16 protein-coding genes and 2 pseudogenes are annotated in these 19,321 nt (G+C 57.0%); 8 read left to right on the plus strand and 10 right to left on the minus strand.

Annotated elements, in window-relative coordinates; translation table 11 throughout:
- From araC to P3C52_RS18520, 4 genes are all read right to left on the minus strand, one after another.
- Positions 1-913, minus strand: a 913-nt coding sequence (araC, locus tag P3C52_RS18505; RefSeq protein WP_275556380.1) for an arabinose operon transcriptional regulator AraC, incomplete at its 3' end; no start/stop codon positions are given.
- 56 nt (positions 914-969) lie between these two features.
- On the minus strand, positions 970-1,956 hold the full coding sequence (gene araH / locus P3C52_RS18510) for an L-arabinose ABC transporter permease AraH (protein WP_275556381.1): 987 nt from the start codon (positions 1,954-1,956) through the stop codon (positions 970-972).
- A 15-nt stretch (positions 1,957-1,971) separates the two neighbouring features.
- Positions 1,972-3,495 (minus strand): L-arabinose ABC transporter ATP-binding protein AraG, encoded by a 1,524-nt coding sequence (gene araG, locus P3C52_RS18515; RefSeq protein WP_275556382.1) that lies wholly within the window; start codon positions 3,493-3,495, stop codon positions 1,972-1,974.
- 78 nt (positions 3,496-3,573) lie between these two features.
- A complete protein-coding gene (locus tag P3C52_RS18520) occupies positions 3,574-4,557 on the minus strand; it encodes an arabinose ABC transporter substrate-binding protein (RefSeq protein WP_275556383.1) in 984 nt (327 codons plus the stop codon).
- Between the two features lie 372 nt (positions 4,558-4,929).
- On the opposite strand from P3C52_RS18520, the pseudogene P3C52_RS18525 reads away from it, so the two are divergent.
- Together P3C52_RS18525 and araA are read left to right on the plus strand one after the other, a co-directional pair.
- Positions 4,930-6,610, plus strand: a pseudogene (locus P3C52_RS18525) (ribulokinase).
- Positions 6,611-6,619: 9 nt separating this feature from the next.
- Positions 6,620-8,122, plus strand: a complete 1,503-nt coding sequence (gene araA / locus P3C52_RS18530) for an L-arabinose isomerase (RefSeq protein ID WP_275556384.1) — start codon at positions 6,620-6,622, stop codon at positions 8,120-8,122.
- Here araA and P3C52_RS18535 read toward each other — a convergent pair.
- The 6 genes from P3C52_RS18535 to ytfQ form a co-directional block, all read right to left on the minus strand.
- On the minus strand, positions 8,119-8,250 hold the full coding sequence (locus tag P3C52_RS18535; protein WP_275556385.1) for a hypothetical protein: 132 nt from the start codon (positions 8,248-8,250) through the stop codon (positions 8,119-8,121). The two genes, araA and P3C52_RS18535, sit on opposite strands and share 4 nt — an antisense overlap.
- A gap of 348 nt (positions 8,251-8,598) precedes the next feature.
- A complete protein-coding gene (locus P3C52_RS18540; RefSeq protein WP_275556386.1) occupies positions 8,599-9,186 on the minus strand; it encodes a hypothetical protein in 588 nt (195 codons plus the stop codon).
- Entirely contained in the window at positions 9,187-9,579 is a 393-nt protein-coding gene (locus P3C52_RS18545) for a hypothetical protein (protein ID WP_275556387.1), read from the minus strand. It abuts the gene before it with no gap.
- Positions 9,572-10,591: a galactofuranose ABC transporter, ATP-binding protein YtfT gene (gene ytfT, locus P3C52_RS18550; RefSeq protein ID WP_275556388.1), complete on the minus strand. Its 1,020-nt coding sequence runs from the start codon at positions 10,589-10,591 to the stop codon at positions 9,572-9,574. The genes P3C52_RS18545 and ytfT overlap by 8 nt, the downstream gene beginning before the upstream one ends.
- Positions 10,584-12,101, minus strand: coding sequence for a galactofuranose ABC transporter, ATP-binding protein YtfR (gene ytfR, locus P3C52_RS18555; RefSeq protein ID WP_275556389.1), 1,518 nt, complete (start codon positions 12,099-12,101; stop codon positions 10,584-10,586). Before ytfR ends, ytfT begins: the two co-directional genes overlap by 8 nt.
- A 72-nt stretch (positions 12,102-12,173) precedes the next feature.
- Positions 12,174-13,130 carry a galactofuranose ABC transporter, galactofuranose-binding protein YtfQ gene (gene ytfQ / locus P3C52_RS18560; protein WP_275556390.1) on the minus strand — a complete coding sequence of 319 codons (957 nt, stop codon included), beginning with the start codon at positions 13,128-13,130 and terminating at the stop codon, positions 12,174-12,176.
- Positions 13,131-13,809: 679 nt separating this feature from the next.
- Between ytfQ and ydgT the strand changes: the two genes are divergently transcribed.
- The 6 genes and pseudogenes from ydgT (at position 13,810) to rsxD (ending at position 19,321) form a co-directional block, all read left to right on the plus strand.
- Positions 13,810-14,025, plus strand: coding sequence for a transcription modulator YdgT (ydgT, locus tag P3C52_RS18565; protein ID WP_275556391.1), 216 nt, complete (start codon positions 13,810-13,812; stop codon positions 14,023-14,025).
- A gap of 112 nt (positions 14,026-14,137) precedes the next feature.
- Positions 14,138-14,580 (plus strand): annotated as a pseudogene (locus P3C52_RS18570) (DUF2569 domain-containing protein).
- A gap of 124 nt (positions 14,581-14,704) precedes the next feature.
- Positions 14,705-15,286 (plus strand): electron transport complex subunit RsxA, encoded by a 582-nt coding sequence (gene rsxA, locus P3C52_RS18575; RefSeq protein WP_038626252.1) that lies wholly within the window; start codon positions 14,705-14,707, stop codon positions 15,284-15,286.
- A complete protein-coding gene (gene rsxB / locus P3C52_RS18580; RefSeq protein ID WP_275556392.1) occupies positions 15,286-15,864 on the plus strand; it encodes an electron transport complex subunit RsxB in 579 nt (192 codons plus the stop codon). The genes rsxA and rsxB overlap by 1 nt, the downstream gene beginning before the upstream one ends.
- On the plus strand, positions 15,857-18,265 hold the full coding sequence (gene rsxC, locus P3C52_RS18585; protein ID WP_275556393.1) for an electron transport complex subunit RsxC: 2,409 nt from the start codon (positions 15,857-15,859) through the stop codon (positions 18,263-18,265). Before rsxB ends, rsxC begins: the two co-directional genes overlap by 8 nt.
- Positions 18,266-19,321 carry an electron transport complex subunit RsxD gene (rsxD, locus tag P3C52_RS18590; protein ID WP_275556394.1) on the plus strand — a complete coding sequence of 352 codons (1,056 nt, stop codon included), beginning with the start codon at positions 18,266-18,268 and terminating at the stop codon, positions 19,319-19,321. It begins immediately after the preceding gene.

Genomic DNA, 19,321 nt, shown 5'->3' on the forward strand with positions numbered 1-19,321 from the left:
CTCCTGCCCGCTTCGGCAACTGCCAGGTTTCCTGCGCTACCAGCGCATCATGCGCATCCTGGCTGCGTCGCCGGAAATCGCTGGGGCTGACACCGACGCGCTTGCGGAATACGCGGGAAAAATAGAGCTGATCGTCATAGCCGACCTCGCGTCCGATAGAGGCGATTGGCTCCTGGGTGGTTTGCAGCAGCAGCTTGGCGCGGATCACGCGCTGATCTTCGCGCCAGCGCAGCAGATTGACGCCCATCTGCTCGCGAAACAGGTGCGCCAGCCGCGACGGCGACAGGCAAACATGCTTCGCCACCGCCTCGATCTTCAGCTCACCGGCCAGATTACTGGTGACATACTGACAGGCCTCAATAATACGCGGATCGCGGATTTGCTGATGCGAACGCGGATCTTCCTCCACGGCGCGCAGCAGCAGCCGTTCCAGCAAATTCATCGCCAGCTCCTCGGCAAAGCGGCGCCCGGAGTTATGCGTCTGCTCAATGCTGGCAAACAGGCGATCAAATTCGCCACGCAGCGACTCCGGCAAGCGCAGGCGGCCTACGCCGTTAGTTTCATCCTGCCAGCGCAGCCAGTCGTGCCAGTAGGCGCGCGGACGAAAGTAGATCCAGCGGTGATACCAGCAGTCGCTTTCCGGCGCCCGGCCATAGTAATGCGGGGTTTTCGGCTGGAACAGCAGCATTTCGCCCGGCTCGCAGTCAAACGCAGCCTCGCCATCAAATACCCGGCCCCGGCCTTTTATCGTCAGGTTGATAATGTAGCCTTTCATCCCGTGCGGACGATCGATGCAGAAATCGAGCGCGCCGCCGGCGCTAATCGGTGTCAGCCCGGCGACCAGCCAGGCATTAAACGGGTAACCCGGCAGCAGCGGATTGGGCTGTGACTCAAGCGGTTGACGATGGTACATAATAATCCTCGTAGCGAAGCGTCAGAATAGCGGGCAGCGCTGGCTGCCCGCGTCGATCAGGCCGCTTTATGGCTCTGTTTATAGCGGTCGAAAATAACCGCGGCTAACAGTATCAGACCCCGTACCACATACTGTGAGAAGGGTGAGATATTCAGAAGATTCATTGCGTTCTCCACGGTGCCGAGGATCAACACGCCCGCGACCACGTAGGAGATTTTTCCGATGCCGCCTTTCAGCGAAACGCCGCCCAACACGCAGGCGGAAATCACAATCAGCTCATAGCCCAACGAGGTCATCGGCTGGCCGCTGGTCATACGTGAGGCCAGAATGATCCCGGCTGCGGCCGACACCAGGCCAGAGAGGATAAAAATGATAATGCGCGTGCGCACCACCGGCACGCCCGCCAGCCGCGCCGCCTCTTCGTTGCCGCCAATCGCCAGCGTGTTGCGGCCAAAGGTGGTTTTATTCAGCAGGAAGCCAAAAATAATCATGGTGCCAATGGTCAGCCAGATGGGCGCCGGCAGGCCGAACCAGGTGGCGTAGCCCAGCTCGAAAAAGCGCTCATCTTCAATGCCGACCGCTTTACCGTCGGAAAAGATATAGGCCAGACCGCGCACAATCTGCATCGTCGCCAGCGTGGTGATCAAGGCGTTGATTTTCAGTTTGGCGATCACGAAGCCGTTAACGAAGCCGCACAGCATTCCCAGCAGCAGACCGGCGCCGATGCCCAGCCACAGGCTTTCGCTCATATTGATCACCACGGCGGTGGTCACGCCCGCGCAAGCGATCACTGACGCTACCGAGAGGTCAAAGTCGCCGGACGCGAGGCAGAACAGCATGCCGCACGCTACCATGCCGGACATCGACATTGCCAGGCCCAGCCCTTTCATATTGATAAAGGAACCAAAGTTTGGAATAAACAGCACGCAGGCGATAAACAGCACGGCAAAAACCACCAGCATACCGAAGTTATCCCAGATACGGCCTAACCGGAGACCGGAGCGCGCTACCGGCGGCGTATTAGAAGTCGTGGATGAAGACATAAGGTTACTCCTGCATCAGGCCACGGCGGCCGTCTGTTGCGTGTTTTTCGGCATGGCAAGGCTCAGCGTCAGCTGTTCCGTTGCCTCATCATGTAACAGTTCACCGGCGATCTCGCCTTCGCGCATCACCAGAATACGATCGGCCAGGCCCATCACCTCCGGCAGGTCGCTGGAGGCGAACAGCACGGCGATGCCCTGCTGCGCCAGCGCGTAGATCAGGTTGTAGATTTCATGCTTGGCCCCGACGTCAATGCCGCGCGTCGGTTCGTCCAGCAGAATGACTTTCATCTCCTCTGACAGCCAGCGACCCAGAATCGCCTTCTGCTGGTTGCCGCCGGAAAGATTCATAATCAGCTGATCGGCATGCGGCGTTTTGATATTCAGCGAGCGGATATGCTTATCGGCGTTTTGCGACTCCCAGCGATGGTCAATCAGGCAGCCCGCCGTCAAGTTATTGCGGCGCGCGGAAATATTGATATTGTCGCGCACCGAGTGAACCGGAATGATGCCGTCCGCCTTGCGATCTTCCGGGCAGAGCATAATCCCGGCGCGGATCGCATCCGAAGGTTCGCTGATGTTCAGCACCTGACCATCCAGCAGCACGCGTCCCGCCTTCAGGCGCGTGGCACCGAACAGCCCTTTCATCAGTTCGCTGCGACCGGCACCCACCAGGCCGAACAGCCCGACGATTTCGCCCGCGCGCACGTTAAGCGATACCGGCATCCGTACGCCCGGCGCATGGACATTTTCCAGCTGCAGACGTACCGGGCCATGTTCGCGCGGCGCGTAGCCGTAGACGTCGCCCAGATCGCGCCCGACCATCGCCTGCACCAGCATGTCATGGCTGGTATTTGGCACATCGTCGAAGGTGCGTACGTAGCGTCCATCTTTAAACACGGTAATGGCATCGCTCAGGGCAAAAATCTCCTCCATGCGATGCGAAACGTACAGCACCACGCGCCCTTCGGCGCGCAACTGGCGGATCACGCGGAACAGCTGTTCAATTTCGCGTGCCGACAGCGAGCTGGTAGGTTCGTCAAAGGCGATAATTTTGGCGTTGCGCGCCAGCGCTTTGGCAATCTCAACCATCTGCCACTGACCGAGCGACAGATATTTCAGCGGCGTATCAGGGTCGATATCCATCCCCAGATTTTTCAGCTGCAGCCCCGCCTCATAGCGCAGCAGCTTGCGATTCACCAGACCGCCGCGCTGCGGCAGCTGACCAAGATAAATATTCTCCGCAATGCTCATTTCCGGCACCAGGTGTAGTTCCTGGTAAATGATCGCCACGCCCGCGTTCAGCGCATCGGTGGTATGACCGAAGTTGACCGGCCTGCCCTGAATCTGGATCTCCCCGCCGCTGGGCTGATAGCTGCCGCTGAGGATCTTCAGCAGCGTCGATTTTCCCGCGCCGTTTTCGCCCATCAGCGCGTGAACCTCACCGGCGCGACAGCTGAAGCTAATATCCTGCAGCGCCTTAACGCCGGGAAAGGTTTTACTGATGCCATGAAACGACAGAAAGGCTGAATCAGTGTTCATGGTGTCTCCGCTTTGCCAGTTGATAAACGCCGGTCGCCCGGCGCGTTGCTTAGCGGGCAGCCGCAGCCGCCCGACAGATTACATCAGTCCTTTTTTCGCCAGCTCGGCCTTAAAATTGTCGCGGGTGATCAGCACCACATCGGTAACTTCGGTAAATTTCTGCGGCTCCTGACCTTTGGTGACCCAGTCATTCAGCATCTGGATGCTTTTATAACCATGCACGTCCGGGCTGGGCAGCAGCGAACCGTAGAAGCCGGTCGCCTGACCTTTGGAGAGTTCGCTAATGGCGTCAACGCCGTTGATGCCGATGCCGACCACGTTCGCCGCCTTAAAGCCCTGGCCTTCGGTGGCGCGCACGCCGCCCAGTACGGTGTTATCGTTCATGCCGACGATCAGCCAGTTTTTCACTTCCGGGTGCTGCACCAGCAGCGAGTTGGCAGCGTCAAAGGCGCCGGGAATATCGTTGGATTTGGTGGGAACCTGATAGATCTGTTTTTCCGGGAAACCGGCCGTTTTCAGCGCCTCAATAGAACCGGAAGTGCGGCGGCGCGCGGTATCGAGTTCGTTAGCGGTAATCGCCATCACCGCCGAGGTTTTCACATCCCAGCCGCGTTTCTGCATCTCTTTATACAGCTCCTGGCCCTGACGCTCGCCGATTTTGGTCGCGGCCATCATCACCAGCGGCACGTTATCCATCGGTTTGCCTTTGGCGGTGACAAACTGATCATCGACGGCAATCACTTTCAGATCGTAACTGCGCGCTTTCGCCATAATCGCCGAGCCGAGTTTCGGATCCGGCGTACAGATAACAAAGCCTTTCGCGCCGCTGGCCGCCAGGCTGTCGATAGCGTTCAGCGTTTTCTCGCCGTCCGGCACCGCAATCTTAATCACGTCGAAGCCGAGATCTTTGCCCGCCTTATCGGCAAACTTCCATTCCGTCTGGAACCAGGGCTCTTCCGGTTGCTTAACCAGAAAACCGAGTTTCATCGTCTCAGCGATAGCGGATTGTGACATAACGGCAGCCAGCCCGATGGCGGCTAACGCTTTAGTGAATTTGTGCATGGTCTTCTCCGGCGCAGTGTAATTTTTTCGTTGTGCGCAACGAAACGGTGTAAACGATACCAATCGGATTAATGATTCTTACAAAACGATAAATCAGGTAATTAGGTGGCAGTTTGTGCGTTACCTGAACAAACGCTGGGCTAGTTTTAGCGGTAAATGCATTCAGAAATGTAGAGCGGTATCACATCACGAAACTATGACAATTAAGTCCATATATTCAGCAATTTTAACCGCAGCTTAACTTTTGATCGGCTTCACATAACCACTGACGATGGCAGAAAAATGCATATATGCAGCTGGCAAGGGCTAACTGAAAATCGCCACGCTTTTTAGTGTTAGAGCCTGCGATTGTTCATTAACAGGAGAGCCCGAATGCGTGCTGGTGCCATAACAATTGGTCTGGACTTTGGCAGCGATTCGGTTCGCGCCCTGGCGGTAGACTGCCAAAGCGGCGAAGAACTACAAAAAGAGGTGGCGCCCTATACGCGCTGGATGGCGGGCCAGTACAGCGTGCCGCAGATCAGTCAGTTTCGTCATCATCCGCTCGATTATATTGAGGCGCTGGAAAAAGCGATTCGCGGTGTGGTTTCGCGTCTGAGCGAAGAGCAGCGCCGCAGTGGTCGGCATCGGCGTTGACTCCACCGGCTCGACCCCGGCGCCCATCGACCGCGACGGCCGTGCTGGCGCTGCGCCCGGAGTTTGCCGATAACCCGAACGCGATGTTTGTGCTGTGGAAAGACCACACCGCTATTGAAGAAGCGGAAGAGATTAACCGACTCTGCCGCAGCGGGCAGTTCGAAGACTATTCACGCTATATCGGCGGCGTTTACTCCTCGGAATGGTTCTGGGCGAAAATTCTGCATGTTTCCCGCGCCGATGCGGCGGTACGCGAGGCGGCGGTTTCCTGGATTGAGCTGTGCGACTGGGTGCCGGCGTTGCTGAGCGGCACCACCGCCCCGCCGCTATCCGCCGTGGCCGTTGCGCCGCCGGTCATAAATCGCTGTGGCATCCGCAGTGGGGCGGCCTGCCGCAGGCGGCGTTTTTCGATGCGCTCGATCCCATGCTGACGCAGCAGCTTGACTATCCCCTGTTTACCGATACCTGGACCGCTGACAACGCGGTTGGCAACCTGACCGCCGAATGGGCAGAACGCCTCGGCCTGTCGACCTCCGTGGTGCTGTCCGGCGGCGCCTTTGACTGCCATATGGGCGCGGTCGGCGCCGGTGCCCAACCCTACACGCTGGTTAAGGTGATCGGCACTTCCACCTGCGACATTTTAATTGCCGACAGCGAACGAGTTGGCAGCCGGGCTATTGAAGGCATCTGCGGCCAGGTGGACGGCAGCGTGACGCCGGGCGCTATCGGCCTGGAGGCGGGACAGTCGGCGTTTGGCGATATGTATGCCTGGTTCAGCCGCCTGCTCAACTGGCCGCTCCAGCTGGCGGCACAGCAGCAACCGGAACTGAAGCCGCAACTTGATGCGCTGTCACAGGATCTGCTGCGCCAGCTTACCGCTGCCTGGGTGGCGAATCCGCAACTTGACCATCTGCCGGTGGTGCTGGACTGGTTCAACGGCCGCCGCACGCCTTTTGCCAATCAACGCCTGAAAGGGGTGATTACCGATCTCAATCTCGGCACCGATGCGCCGACGCTGTTTGGCGGCTTTATTGCCGCAACTGCCTTCGGCGCCCGCGCCATTATGGAATGTTTTGAGCAACAGCAGATTCCGGTGGAGAACATCCTGACGCTGGGCGGCATCGCCCGTAAATCGCCGGCAATTATGCAAGTGTGCTGCGACGTTATGAATCGGCCGCTGGATATTGTCGCCTCCGATGAGTGTTGCGCGCTGGGCGCGGCGATCTTTGCCGCCGTGGCGGCAGGCGTGTACGACGATGTTCCCGCTGCTCAGCAACAAATGGCCAGCCCGGTAGAAAAAACACTGCAGCCCGACGCCAACCGTGTGGCGCGTTATCAGCAGCTTTATGAACGTTATCAACAGTGGTGTGCGACAGCCGAACCGAATTATGCCGCACGTCCCTCTTCCGCTATTTAAGGAGTTTTTATGCAACAGTTTGATGCGCTAAATGTGTGGTTTGTGATCGGCACTCAGCATCTGTACGGACCGGAAACGCTGCGCCAGGTCGCCGATCATGCGCAGCAGGTGGTGGATGGGCTGAATCGGGAAGCGGGTCTGCCGGTAAAACTGGTGGTGAAGCCGCTGGTGAAAAGCCCGGACGAAGCGCTGGCGCTCTGTCGCGATGCTAACCATGACAACAGCTGTATCGGCATTATCACCTGGCTGCACACCTTCTCGCCGGCCAAAATGTGGATCGGCGGACTGTCGGTGCTGAACAAGCCGCTGCTGCAGTTCCATACCCAGTTCAACGCGGAAATTCCGTGGGACAGCATGGATATGGATTTTATGAACCTGAACCAGACGGCGCACGGCGGCCGCGAGTTCGGTTTTATCGGCGCGCGTATGGGCCTGGCGCACAGCGTGATCACCGGCCACTGGCAGGATGCGAAATGCCATCAGCGCCTCGGCAAATGGATGCGCGGTGCGGCAGCGCGTCACGCCAGCCAGCAGCTGAAAGTGGCGCGCTTCGGCGACAATATGCGTGAAGTCGCGGTCACCGAAGGCGATAAGGTTGCCGCGCAGATCCAGTTCGGCTATGCGGTTAACGGCTGGGGCGTCGGCGATCTGGTCGATGTTATCAATCAGGTCAGCGACGGTGACGTCAATGCGCTGGTCGATGAATATGAAAGCCAGTATCAGTTCAGCGCCGTAGCGGCGGTGAACGGCGAAAAGCGTCAGAATGTGCTGGATGCCGCGCGCATCGAGCTGGGCATGAAACGTTTTCTCGATGATGAAGGCTGCCGCGCCTTTACCACCAACTTCCAGACGCTGCATGGCATGACGCAGCTGCCGGGTCTGGCGGTTCAACGTCTGATGGCGCAGGGCTACGGCTTTGCTGGCGAAGGCGACTGGAAAACCGCCGCCCTGCTGCATATTTTCAAAGTGATGGCGGGCGACCGTCCCGGCGGCACCTCCTTTATGGAGGATTACACCTATCACTTCGCGCCGGGCAATGAGCTGGTGTTGGGTTCGCATATGCTGGAAGTCTGCCCGTCTATCGCGAAAGAAGAGAAACCGCTGCTGGACGTGCAGTTCCTCGGTATCGGCGGCAAGGCCGATCCGGCGCGCCTGATTTTCTCCACGCCTGCCGGTCCGGCGGTGAATGCCAGCGTGATCGATATGGGCGACCGTTTCCGCCTGTTGGTAAACGTGGTGGATACCATTGAGCAGCCGCAGCCGTTGCCGAAGCTGCCGGTGGCGCGCGCGCTGTGGAAAGCGCAGCCTTCGCTTGCAACCGCGTCGGAAGCCTGGATTCTCGGCGGCGGCGCACACCATACCGTCTTCAGCCAGGCGCTGGATGTGGACGATATGCGTTTGTACGCTGAGATGCACGGTATCGAGGTGATGGTTATTGATAATGACACCACGCTACCCGCCTTTAAGGATGCGCTGCGCTGGAACGAGGTCTATTACCGCCTGAACCGCTAAGTTTTACCGCCAGGAAGAAAGCCGCATTGGTTGATGCGGCTTTTTTTATGTGTTGAATAGCGGTCAGGCATGCGGCGCAGTAGCTCTGGTTGTTGTTGAAGGGACTGCTCGCCAAAGCGTGCCGCCATCTTTTGTTCCCGGCAGCGGGTTTTATATACCTAAATAAGTACCGCAGGCTCTGCTGTTTATCTCAACGTATGCGGCGCTACACAAGAAAACATACTCTGACGATTGTTAAGAAGGGATTTACTGGCTAAAGAAGCACGCCCTGAACGCTTTGTTGAATCCTGCAAAAAACAGGTTATTCAATCCTGTAAGGCTAATGTTATTGCAGTGATTACAGACGTTCTCCAAATTTACTCTGTAGTAGTATGTTGTAACTAATTAAGACTCTAAAAAACGCCCCGCTACTGAACCCTGCCTTAGCCAATGAGGAGCCATCAATTAAGGTATGGTTCACTAACCGGGCGCCGTGACTATGACCCTGGCGTTACCCGCTCTACCGGCGCGTTCTGCTGGCGATCCCACATCACCGTCAGCAGCCGCTGGAGCGCAATAAAGGCAAACAGCAGAATACCGATGGCGATTTTGGTCCACCAGGAGCTGAGCGTGCCGTCAAAGTTGATCCATGTCTGAATTAATCCCTGAATCAGTACGCCAAACAGCGTGCCCAGCACCGTCCCCACGCCGCCGGAAAGCAGCGTGCCGCCAATGACCACCGATGCGATAGCATCCAGCTCAACGCCCATCCCCGCCAGCGCATAGCCCGCCGAGGTATAGAGCGAAAAAACGATGCCCGCCAGTGTCGCCAGAAAGGTTGACAGCATATACTTTACCGTGGTGGCGCGGGTTGATACGCCCATCAGCTGCGCAGAGGTCATACTGCCGCCGATTGCATAGACCTGGTTACCAAAGCGCGTGCGGTGCGCCAGAATGATGCCGCCTACCACCACCACCAGCATCACTACCGCCATCAGGCTTAAGCGCCCGCCGCCGCATTTTCCAGGCCAGACTGGAAAGCGTGCTGTAAAGCGGATGATCGATAGGAATCGAACTCTCTGCAATCAGATAGCTACAGCCGCGCAGAAAAACATGCCCGCCAGCGTAATAATAAAGCCGGAATTTTCAGCGCATCGATCAGCCAGCCCATCATGGCGCCAAACGCCGCGCCCGCCAGCAAATGATGCTAAAGGCGAGCGTGGCGAAAGATGCAGATCGCCAATCGCCCGCGCCAGAAACACGCCGGTAAAGGCGATCACGGCCCCAACCGAAAGATCGATGCCGCCGGAGAGGATCACAAAGTCATGCCGACGGCGATAATGAAGAAAGGCGTTATCGGTCAGAATATTGCCGATAACGCGCGTTGAGGCAAAGCCGGGAAACTGCGTCAGACAGAACAGATAACCCGCGATAAAAACCAGCAGCGTGATGGCTAAGGGTAAATGACGTTTAAGCATGGCGGCCTCTCCGTTTCAGTAACTGCAAAAAGCGTGGCGACTGGAGCAGCAGCACCGCCATCACCACCACCGCTTTGACCACCTGATTCAGCTCCGGCTGAAAGCCGGAGAGCAGAATGCCCGTGTTCATCGCCTGAATAATCAGCGCGCCCAGCAGCGACAGGAACAGGTTAAAGCGCCCTCCCATCAGCGATGCGCCGCCAATCACTACCGCCAGAATCGCGTCCAGCTCCAGCCAGAGCCCGGCATTATTCGCATCGGCGCCGCGAATATCCGCCGCGACAATCAGTCCGGCTACTGCCGCACACAGCCCGCTGATAACGTAAGTGGACATCACCACCAGCCAGCCGTTGACGCCGGCATTGCGCGCCGCGCGCAGGTTGATGCCGACCGCCTCAATAAACAGCCCCAGCGCGGTTTTGCGCGTTAACAGCCAAACCAGCAGCGCCACAATCGCCGCAATCCAGACCGGCACCGGCAACAGCGCCAGCGCGCCGCTGCCGATCCAGCCCAGCGCATCGCTGTTGAAAGTGACAATCTGCCCCTGTGTAATCAATTGCGCGATGCCGCGCCCCGCCACCATCAAAATCAGCGTGGCGACAAAGGGCTGAATTTTTAACAGCGCCACCAGAATGCCGTTCCACAGGCCGCACAGTACGCCGCTGGCCAGCGTCGCCAGAATGATCACTGGCAGACTATGGCCCGCCACGGTGAGCGTAGCCGCCGTCGCGCCTGCAATCGCCATGATCGCGCCAACGGAGAGATCGATACCGCCGGTGGCGATCACCAGCGTCATGCCAATCGCCAGCAGCGCCACCGGCACCGCGCGGTTAAGAATATCGATCGGGCTGCCGAACAGTCGTCCATCCTGGAGATGCAGCGCAAAAAAGTTATGCGCTACCAGGCTGTCGATAAGCAGCACCAGAATCAGCGCGGCCAGCTGCGGCATACCGGGCGGAAATTTACGCTTTTGCATATGCGGCTTCTCCGGTAATACGTGACTTTCAGGCATGTTGCCCTCCTCCATCCGCAATGGCGCTGACGATGGCCGCCACCGACAGTTTTTCCAGCGGAATTTCCGCGACCTGTTGTCGATCGCGCAGGATCACTACGCGATCCGCATAACCCACCAGCTCTTCCAGCTCTGAAGAGATAACCAACAGCGCCAGACCGTCGGCGCACAGCGATTCAATCAGACGAATGATCTCCGCATGGGCACCAACATCTATACCGCGCGTCGGCTCATCAAGGATCAGAAACTGCGGACGCGTTACCAGCCAGCGCGACAGCAGCACTTTCTGCTGGTTGCCACCGGACAGCAGCTCTATCGGCTGTTCCGCATGGGGCGTACGAATACCTAACTGCCGAATAAAGCGCTGGGCGATCTCGGTCTGTTCACGTTTACTAATCGGACGCAGCCAGCCGCGCTGCGCCTGAAGCGCCAGGATAATATTTTCCCGCACCGAAGCGGCGCCAATAATGCCGTCGGTTTTGCGATCTTCCGGGCAAAAGCCCATGCCCAGCCTGGATGCCTGCGCCGGGCTACGGATGGTCTGCTTTTTGCCGCGTACCAGCGCCGTCCCGCTGTCGGGGCGACGAATGCCAAACAGCACTTCTGCCGTTTCGGTGCGTCCTGAGCCCAGCAGCCCCGCCAGCCCGACTGCCTCGCCGGGGCGCACTTTCAGGCTGAACGGCTCAATGGTGCCTTTCTTGCTGTAGTTAGTGAATTCCACCACCGGTTTTTCGCTCTTGAGCGTACGTCCGGCGCGCTGCAGCGCGGTTTGCAACAGATCGCGTCCCAGCATCAGTTTGATCAGCTCCAGCTGTGGCAGAGTCTGGGTTTCGCGCGTGGCGATATACTGCCCGTTACGCAAAATGGTGATACGGTCGCAAACGCGATAAACCTGATCGAGAAAGTGCGTCACGAAAACCAGGCTCATGCCTTTTGCCCGCAGCTGCCGCATCAGCGTAAACAGCATCTCCACTTCGCTGGCGTCAAGACTGGCGGTCGGTTCATCCAGAATGAGTACCTGTGCTGACAGATCGACCGCGCGACAGATAGCGATAATTTGCTGCATCGCGACGGAGTAGTGGTCGAGCGGACGCGTCACATCCAGTTCAAAACCGTAGCCGTTGAGCAGACGGCGGGCGTCGGCAATCATCGCTTTCCGATCGACCATCCCGAAGCGACGCGGCTCGCGGCCGATAAACAGATTGTCCGCCACCGACATATTCGGCAGCAGGTTAACTTCCTGATACACGGTGCCGATCCCGGCCTGCTGCGCCTGTGCGGTATTGCGCGGCGCTATTGGCTGACCGTTCAGCCATATTTCTCCGGCGTCGCGCTGATAAACGCCGGTCAGCACTTTAATTAAGGTCGATTTCCCTGCGCCGTTTTCACCCAGCAACGCCATAATCTCACCGCGCTGGAGGCTAAAAGAGACGTTATCCAGCGCTTTTACGCCGGGAAAGAATTTACTGACGCCGCGAATATCCAGCAGTGCATCGGATTGCTCGTTCATAATGCGCCTCGGTAAATAAAAAAGGCCGGCACAGGCGGCAATGCCTGGCCGACGATTATTGTTAAGCGCGGCTTAGTAGCCCATATCTTTTTTCTTATCGAGCTGAGTTTGCGCGTCGGCTGGCAGCCAAAGCGTCGTCTCGGTTTTAATCACTTTTGGCGGAACGGTGCCGTTTTGTTTAAATTTTTCCAGCGCGTCAAAGGCGGGGCCTGCCATATTTGGTGTTAGTTCAACGTTGGCATTCGCTTCGCCTGCCAGCATTGCTTTATAAATATCAGGGACGCCGTCAATCGAGCCGGTGAGAATATCTTTGCCCGGTTTTAAACCTGCTTCTTTAATAGCCTGAATTGCGCCAATGGCTATATCATCGTTATGGGCATACACCATGCAGATATTTTTTCCGTTATTCTCCGCTTTGATAAAGCTTTCCATGACCTCTTTACCTTTACTGCGGGTAAAGTCGCCTGATTGCGAACGAATAATTTTGATGCCGGACGCATTAGCAATCGCCTCAGCAAAGCCTTTCTTACGATCGATCGCCACGCTGGCGCCTACCGTTCCCTGAAGCTCAACCACATTACAGGGTTTGCCATTCATCTGTTTTACCAGCCAGTCGCCAATCAGGCGCCCTTCCAGCACGTTATCCGCGGTAATAACGGACATATAGAGCGATTTATCTTTTACCACGATGGCGCGATCGAGCAGGAAGACCGGAATTTCCGCATCCTTCGCCTCTTGCAGCACCGGTTCCCAGCCGGTTTGCACCACCGGCGCAATAAAGATTGCATCTACGCCCTGGGCGATAAAGGAACGCACCGCTTTAATTTGGTTTTCCTGTTTCTGCTGGCCGTCGGCAATTTTCAGCGTAATGCCGCGCTTCGCCGCTTCACTTTTGGCCACGCTGGTTTCTGCCGCGCGCCAGCCCGATTCGGAGCCCACCTGCGAAAAACCAACGGTCAGATCGGCAGCCAGCGCCGGTGCGGCGAGCGCATAGCTCACCATCGCGGATATAAGTAAACGCTTCCACATAGTGTACATTCCTCTGGTGAGATTCAGGGTTCAGGTAAAAAGCCTTTACAGCACGGCGGATTCGGCTACGGCAGTTATCGACCGGTTCAAAAATTCAATTAATTAAAAGGGTTACATGTTACGCCAGCGATAAATTACGTTTCGTGATATGGATAAAACGCCTGAATTTGTTTTGTATCAATGTTAAATAACTGTAATAAAGAGAAGCGTTTAGCCAGGCGCGCTTTTGGTAGCGATTACAGAGCCGTGTAAACTTCAGCCATCGCCAGTACGCGGTATTTTTGACCGGTTAAATCGCAGTTTTGTGATGGTTAGCACAATGTATGAGTATGTGTTTTTTAAGAGGAATGTTAACGAAGTGGGGTCTTAACCGATAAAAAGAGAAGTGTTTAATTTGCCAGTGACATCTGTTTCGTCACGTTTTCTTTACTGCACGCCCTTTTACGCGGTGCTATTTACTGAGAATAATCCTAAGCTCCTCTTTTTTTTCTCTGTTTAACCTACGAAGAATCGCACCTCTCAGCTGATTAGCAGGAAAAAAGTATGAAACTGAATCTTAAGCAGACCTGAACAGCGCTATTTTCTGAATTTAACTATTTTTTATCCGGCAAGATCTGGACAGACGCCGCGGCCTCTCTATACTGAGTCGCTCAATCTTCTTTCCATTATTATGGTTATTATGACAGCGCAAGATTACCTGTTGAAATTTCGTAAAGTGAATACCTCAGAAAGCCTGAAAAAATTATTTGATCATCTTAATTACTCGCTTACTGACGATCGTGAATTAATGAATATGTATCGCGCCGCCGATCATCGTCGTGCAGAACTGGTTTCCGGTGGACGCCTGTTTAATTTAGGCGAAGTGCCAAAATCGGTCTGGCGCTACGTGGTTTAATCCTGCCTGTCTCCTTCCGTCACTTTTCTCTATAATACCAGGTCCATATCGTGCGTGACTCGTTTGGACATATTCTGCCTCACGCCGCCGTTTTGTCATACAAGGATCTTTTATGTCGCTAACATCCTCTGCGCCACGCCTCGGCGGCTGGCTACTGCTCCCGCTTGCCTGGCTGATTTTAACGCTGCTGACCAGCGCGCTGGTCATGGTGATGTATATGAGCGCGCTGTTTGATCCAGCCTGGCGCGACCTGCTGTTTAGCCGCGATCACGCTTTTCTGACGCAGTGGGGATTGTCGCTGGCGACCTCGCTGCTGGTCTGGTGCTACAGCGCCTGGGTAACGTGGATTTTCTGTATGCGCTCGCGGCGTCTGCCGCGACACTACATTATCTGGTTGCTGCTGACGGTTATTCTGGCGTTAAAAACCTTCGCTTTTTCACCGGTAGCCGACGGCGCTGCGGTGCGTTCTCTGCTGATGGCGCTGCTGGCTGCGGCGATTCTGGTTCCTATTTCAGGCGTTCGCAACGGGTGAAAAACACCTTTATCGCGCCCTGAGTGCCGCCAAAATCATCACTAATTTAATTCTGAGTGCTTTTGCGATTGACCAACGGCGCGGTGCCGTTGTACCTGCACCGGGAATATTTGATAATAAGCGGCTTTTATAACCCTGAGCGATACGATGACCGATTACCTGCTTCTTTTTGTTGGCACCGTGCTGGTGAATAACTTCGTTCTGGTGAAGTTTCTCGGCCTTTGCCCTTTTATGGGCGTCTCCAAAAAGCTGGAAACGGCGATAGGCATGGGCCTCGCGACCACGTTCGTTATTACGCTGGCCTCTATTTGCGCATGGCTGGTGAACCATCTCATTCTGCTGCCGCTGGATCTCGTTTACCTGCGCACGCTCGCCTATATCCTGGTGATCGCGGTAACCGTGCAGTTCACCGAAATGGTGGTGCGTAAAACCAGCCCGGCGCTTTATCGTCTGCTGGGGATCTTTTTGCCGCTGATCACCACCAACTGCGCCGTGCTGGCGGTGCCGCTGCTGAGCGTCAACCTTAACCACACTTTTCTGCAGGCGGCGCTGTACGGCTTTAGCGCTTCGCTCGGTTTCTCGCTGGTGATGGTCCTGTTCGCCGGCATGCGTGAACGTCTGGTGCTGGCGAATGTTCCCGCCCCGTTCAAAGGTTCTTCTATCGCCCTGATCACTGCTGGCCTGATGGCGCTGGCGTTTATGGGCTTTACTGGCCTGGTGAAATTCTGATGACCGCTATCTGGATAGCCATTATTGCGATTAGCGCCCTGAGCCTGATTTTCGGCGGGCTGCTGGGCTATGCTTCACGCCGCTTCAAAGTGGAAGCGGATCCGATCGTGGAACAAATTGATGCCATTTTGCCGCAGAGTCAGTGCGGGCAGTGCGGCTATGCAGGCTGCCGTCCTTACGCTGAAGCCGTCGGCAATAACGGCGAAGCGATCAATAAATGCGCCCCCGGCGGCGAGCAAACCATGCTGAAGCTGGCCGGCTTGCTGAACGTCGAGCCGCAACCGCTGGATGGCGATGAGCAGGCAAAAGAGCCGGTGCGTACCGTTGCCTGGATTGATGAAGCCAACTGTATCGGCTGCACCAAATGTATTCAGGCCTGTCCGGTGGATGCCATTGTTGGCGCCACGCGCGCGATGCACACCGTACTGAGCGATGTTTGCACCGGCTGCGATCTCTGCGTTGCGCCCTGCCCAACCGACTGTATTGAAATGCGTCCCGTAGCGACCACCACCGCCAACTGGAAATGGGATCTGCAATCTATCCCGGTACGGGTTATTCCTGTGGAAAGTCATGCTTAACCTACTGAATATATTTCGTAAAGATAAAATCTGGGATTTTGACGGCGGCATTCATCCGCCGGAAATGAAAACCCAGTCCAACGGCACGCCGTTGCGCCATCTACCGTTAGCCAATCGCTTTATCATTCCGCTTAAACAGCATATCGGCCATGAAGGCGAACTTTGTGTTAAGCCGGGCGATAAGGTGCTGCGCGGACAGCCGCTGACCTTCGGCAACGGACGGATGCTGCCGGTTCACGCACCAACATCCGGCACGGTAGAAGCGATCGGCCCGCATATGACCGCACACCCTTCCGGCCTGGCGGAGATGTCGGTGATTATCGTGGCCGACGGCGAAGATCGCTGGATTGAGCGGCAGAAAGTGAGCGATTATCGCCAGCTGCCGCGTGAAGAGGTGATATCGCGCATCCATCAGGCGGGCGTAGCCGGTCTTGGCGGCGCTGGTTTTCCTACCGCCACCAAACTGAAAGGCGGCTTAAAAACCACCCGCACGCTGATTATTAACGCTGCCGAATGCGAGCCTTATATCACCGCCGATGATCGGCTGATGCAGGATTGCGCCGGGGAGGTGCTGGAAGGCAGCCGGATTCTGGCCTGGGTATTACAGGCGGAGCGCGTACTGATCGGCATCGAAGATAATAAGCCGGAGGCGATTGCCGCGCTGAAAAAAGCGCTGGCCGGTACCAACGATTTACAGCTGCGCGTGATCCCGACCAAATACCCTTCCGGCGGTGCGAAACAGCTGACTAAAATCCTGACCGGGAAAGAGGTGCCGCACGGCGGACGATCCTCCGATATTGGCGTACTGATGCAGAACGTCGGCACCGCGTATGCCGTTAAACGCGCCATTATCGACGGCGAGCCGTTAACCGAACGCGTCGTTACGCTTACCGGCGAAGCGGTCACGCAGCCCGGCAATGTCTGGGGCCGTCTCGGTACGCCGGTCAGCCATCTGTTGCACCATGCAGGCTTTCAGCCGCAGCCGCAGCAAATGGTGATTATGGGCGGGCCGCTGATGGGCTTTACCCTGCCCGCGCTGGATGTGCCGGTGGTCAAAATTACTAACTGCCTGCTGGCGCCTTCCGCCAGCGAAATGGGCGAGCCGCAGAAAGAACTCTCCTGCATACGCTGCAGCGCCTGCGCCGACGCCTGCCCGGCCAATCTGTTGCCGCAGCAGCTTTACTGGTACAGCCAGGGCGCTGACCATGACAAAGCGCGCGCCTATCATATTGACGACTGCATTGAGTGCGGCGCCTGCGCCTGGGTTTGTCCGAGCAATATTCCGCTGGTGCAGTATTACCGCCAGGAAAAGGCCGAGCTGCGCGCTATCGATCTGGAAGCGAAGCGTACTGCCGAAGCGAAGGCACGTTTTGAAGCACGTCAGGCACGACTGGAACGTGAGAAGCTGGCACGCGAAGCGCGTCACGCCCAGGCAAAGCGCAAAGTCAGCGCCAGCGAGCAGGATGAGATCGCCGCCGCCCTTGAGCGCGTGAAGGCGAAAAAAGCCGCCGAGCCGATTGAAATTCAGGCGGGCGCAGAACCGGATAACGCCGCCGTTATCGCGCAGCGTGAAGCACGCAAAGCGTTGGCGCGCGCGCGGCAGGCGGAAAAACAGGCGGAGACCGAACCGCTATCACGTCAGGCAGGCGATCCGCGTAAAGCTGCTGTAGAAGCGGCAATTGCTCGTGCAAAAGCGAAAAAAGCGCAGGCTGAACAGGACGCTATTAGTTCAGATGCCGCGCCGACTGCAGAAGCTGTCGATCCGCGTAAAGCCGCGGTAGAAGCGGCGATTGCTCGTGCGAAAGCGAAAAAGGCCCAGGCCGCGCAGAGCGATACGGCGGCTGAAAGCCGAAGCGCCCCAGAAACGGCCACGCCGGTCGATCCGCGCAAGGCTGCCGTAGAAGCGGCAATTGCCCGTGCGAAAGCGAAAAAGGCACAGGCCGCCACTGCTGCCCGTGCGGAAGCGCAGGACGATGCCAGTGCGGAAAGCCATCGCGTGCCGGCGACTGAAGCCACCTCGCCCATCGATCCGCGCAAGGCGGCGGTAGAAGCCGCTATTGCCCGCGCGAAAGCGAAAAAAGCGCAGGCCGCTGCCGCTGCGAAAGCATCAGACGATGCACATGCAGAAGCACCGAAAGATGCCCATGCAGAAGCGTCGACCGATGCCGCGACAGAAAACCATTTTGTAGCGGCCTCCGAAACGATCACGCCCGTTGATGCGCGCAAGGCGGCCGTAGAAGCCGCTATTGCCCGCGCGAAAGCGAAGAAAGCAGAACAACAACAAAATCAGGCAGCGGAAACGGTTGAGGCAGATGCGGATGCACGTCGTAAAGCCGCGGTTGCCGCCGCCGTTGCCCGTGCTAAAGCACGCAAAGCACAGCAGCAGAGCATTGAGGATTAAATGTTTCGTATTGCAAGTTCCCCTTACACCCATAATCATCGCGCTACCAGCCGCATTATGCTGCTGGTGCTGCTGGCTGCCTTGCCGGGCATTGCGGCACAGTGGTACTACTTTGGCTACGGCAACCTGATTCAGATTGCGCTGGCGGCCTTTACCGCCTGGGGTGCCGAAGCCGCTATTCTGCATTTGCGCAAACAGCCGGTGCTGATAAACCTTAAAGATCACTCCGCGCTGTTGACTGCCGTGCTGCTGGGCATCAGCCTGCCGCCGCTGGCGCCCTGGTGGCTGATTGTGATTGGCACTGCTTTCGCCATTATTATTGCCAAACAACTCTACGGCGGGCTGGGACAAAACCCCTTTAACCCGGCGATGATCGGTTACGTGGTGCTGCTGATCTCCTTCCCGGTGCAGATGACCAGTTGGCTGCCGCCACAGGCACTGCAATCCGTTACGCCCAGCCTGCTGGATTCGCTAAGTATGATCTTTACGCATCACACGCTGGCGGGCGACACCATGCAGCAGCTCCAGCTGGGCGTGGACGGCGTTAGTCAGGCGACGCCGCTGGATACCTTTAAAACCGGGCTGCGTGCAGGCCACAGCGCCGATCAGCTGTTGGCTCAGCCGATTTACGGCGGCGTGATCGCTGGCCTTGGCTGGCAATGGGTCAACGTGGCTTTCCTGCTGGGCGGCCTGTTTCTGCTGGCAACACGCACTATTCGCTGGCATATCCCGCTGAGCTTCCTGCTTTCGCTGGCGATCTGCGCCACGCTGGGCTGGTTCTTTTCGCCGGACACGTTGGCGTCGCCAGCGATCCACCTTTTCTCTGGTGCGACGATGCTCGGCGCATTTTTTATCCTTACCGATCCGATTACCGCCTCTACCACCAATAAAGGCCGCCTGATTTTCGGCGCGCTGGTTGGCCTGCTGGTGTGGCTGATTCGTAGCTTCGGCGGCTATCCCGACGGCGTGGCCTTTGCCGTATTGCTGGCGAATATTTGCGTGCCGCTGATTGATTACTATACGCAGCCGCGCGTTTACGGCCATCGCAAGGAGTAA

The organism is Mixta sp. Marseille-Q2659, from assembly GCF_940807255.1.
In the GTDB taxonomy this organism is placed as follows: Bacteria; Pseudomonadota; Gammaproteobacteria; order Enterobacterales; family Enterobacteriaceae; genus Mixta.

What these genes read in the sequence shown, in the direction of transcription:
- araG (WP_275556382.1), bottom strand. Translation starts at nt 3,495, where the DNA reads ATGAACACTGATTCAGCCTTTCTGTCGTTTCATGGCATCAGTAAAACC.
- araA (WP_275556384.1), top strand. Translation starts at nt 6,620, where the DNA reads ATGCAACAGTTTGATGCGCTAAATGTGTGGTTTGTGATCGGCACTCAG.
- araH (WP_275556381.1), bottom strand. Translation starts at nt 1,956, where the DNA reads ATGTCTTCATCCACGACTTCTAATACGCCGCCGGTAGCGCGCTCCGGT.
- ytfQ (WP_275556390.1), bottom strand. Translation starts at nt 13,130, where the DNA reads ATGTGGAAGCGTTTACTTATATCCGCGATGGTGAGCTATGCGCTCGCC.
- P3C52_RS18520 (WP_275556383.1), bottom strand. Translation starts at nt 4,557, where the DNA reads ATGCACAAATTCACTAAAGCGTTAGCCGCCATCGGGCTGGCTGCCGTT.
- P3C52_RS18535 (WP_275556385.1), bottom strand. Translation starts at nt 8,250, where the DNA reads ATGGCGGCACGCTTTGGCGAGCAGTCCCTTCAACAACAACCAGAGCTA.
- rsxB (WP_275556392.1), top strand. Translation starts at nt 15,286, where the DNA reads ATGACCGCTATCTGGATAGCCATTATTGCGATTAGCGCCCTGAGCCTG.
- ydgT (WP_275556391.1), top strand. Translation starts at nt 13,810, where the DNA reads ATGACAGCGCAAGATTACCTGTTGAAATTTCGTAAAGTGAATACCTCA.
- rsxC (WP_275556393.1), top strand. Translation starts at nt 15,857, where the DNA reads ATGCTTAACCTACTGAATATATTTCGTAAAGATAAAATCTGGGATTTT.
- rsxA (WP_038626252.1), top strand. Translation starts at nt 14,705, where the DNA reads ATGACCGATTACCTGCTTCTTTTTGTTGGCACCGTGCTGGTGAATAAC.
- ytfR (WP_275556389.1), bottom strand. Translation starts at nt 12,101, where the DNA reads ATGAACGAGCAATCCGATGCACTGCTGGATATTCGCGGCGTCAGTAAA.
- P3C52_RS18545 (WP_275556387.1), bottom strand. Translation starts at nt 9,579, where the DNA reads ATGCTTAAACGTCATTTACCCTTAGCCATCACGCTGCTGGTTTTTATC.
- rsxD (WP_275556394.1), top strand. Translation starts at nt 18,266, where the DNA reads ATGTTTCGTATTGCAAGTTCCCCTTACACCCATAATCATCGCGCTACC.
- ytfT (WP_275556388.1), bottom strand. Translation starts at nt 10,591, where the DNA reads ATGCCTGAAAGTCACGTATTACCGGAGAAGCCGCATATGCAAAAGCGT.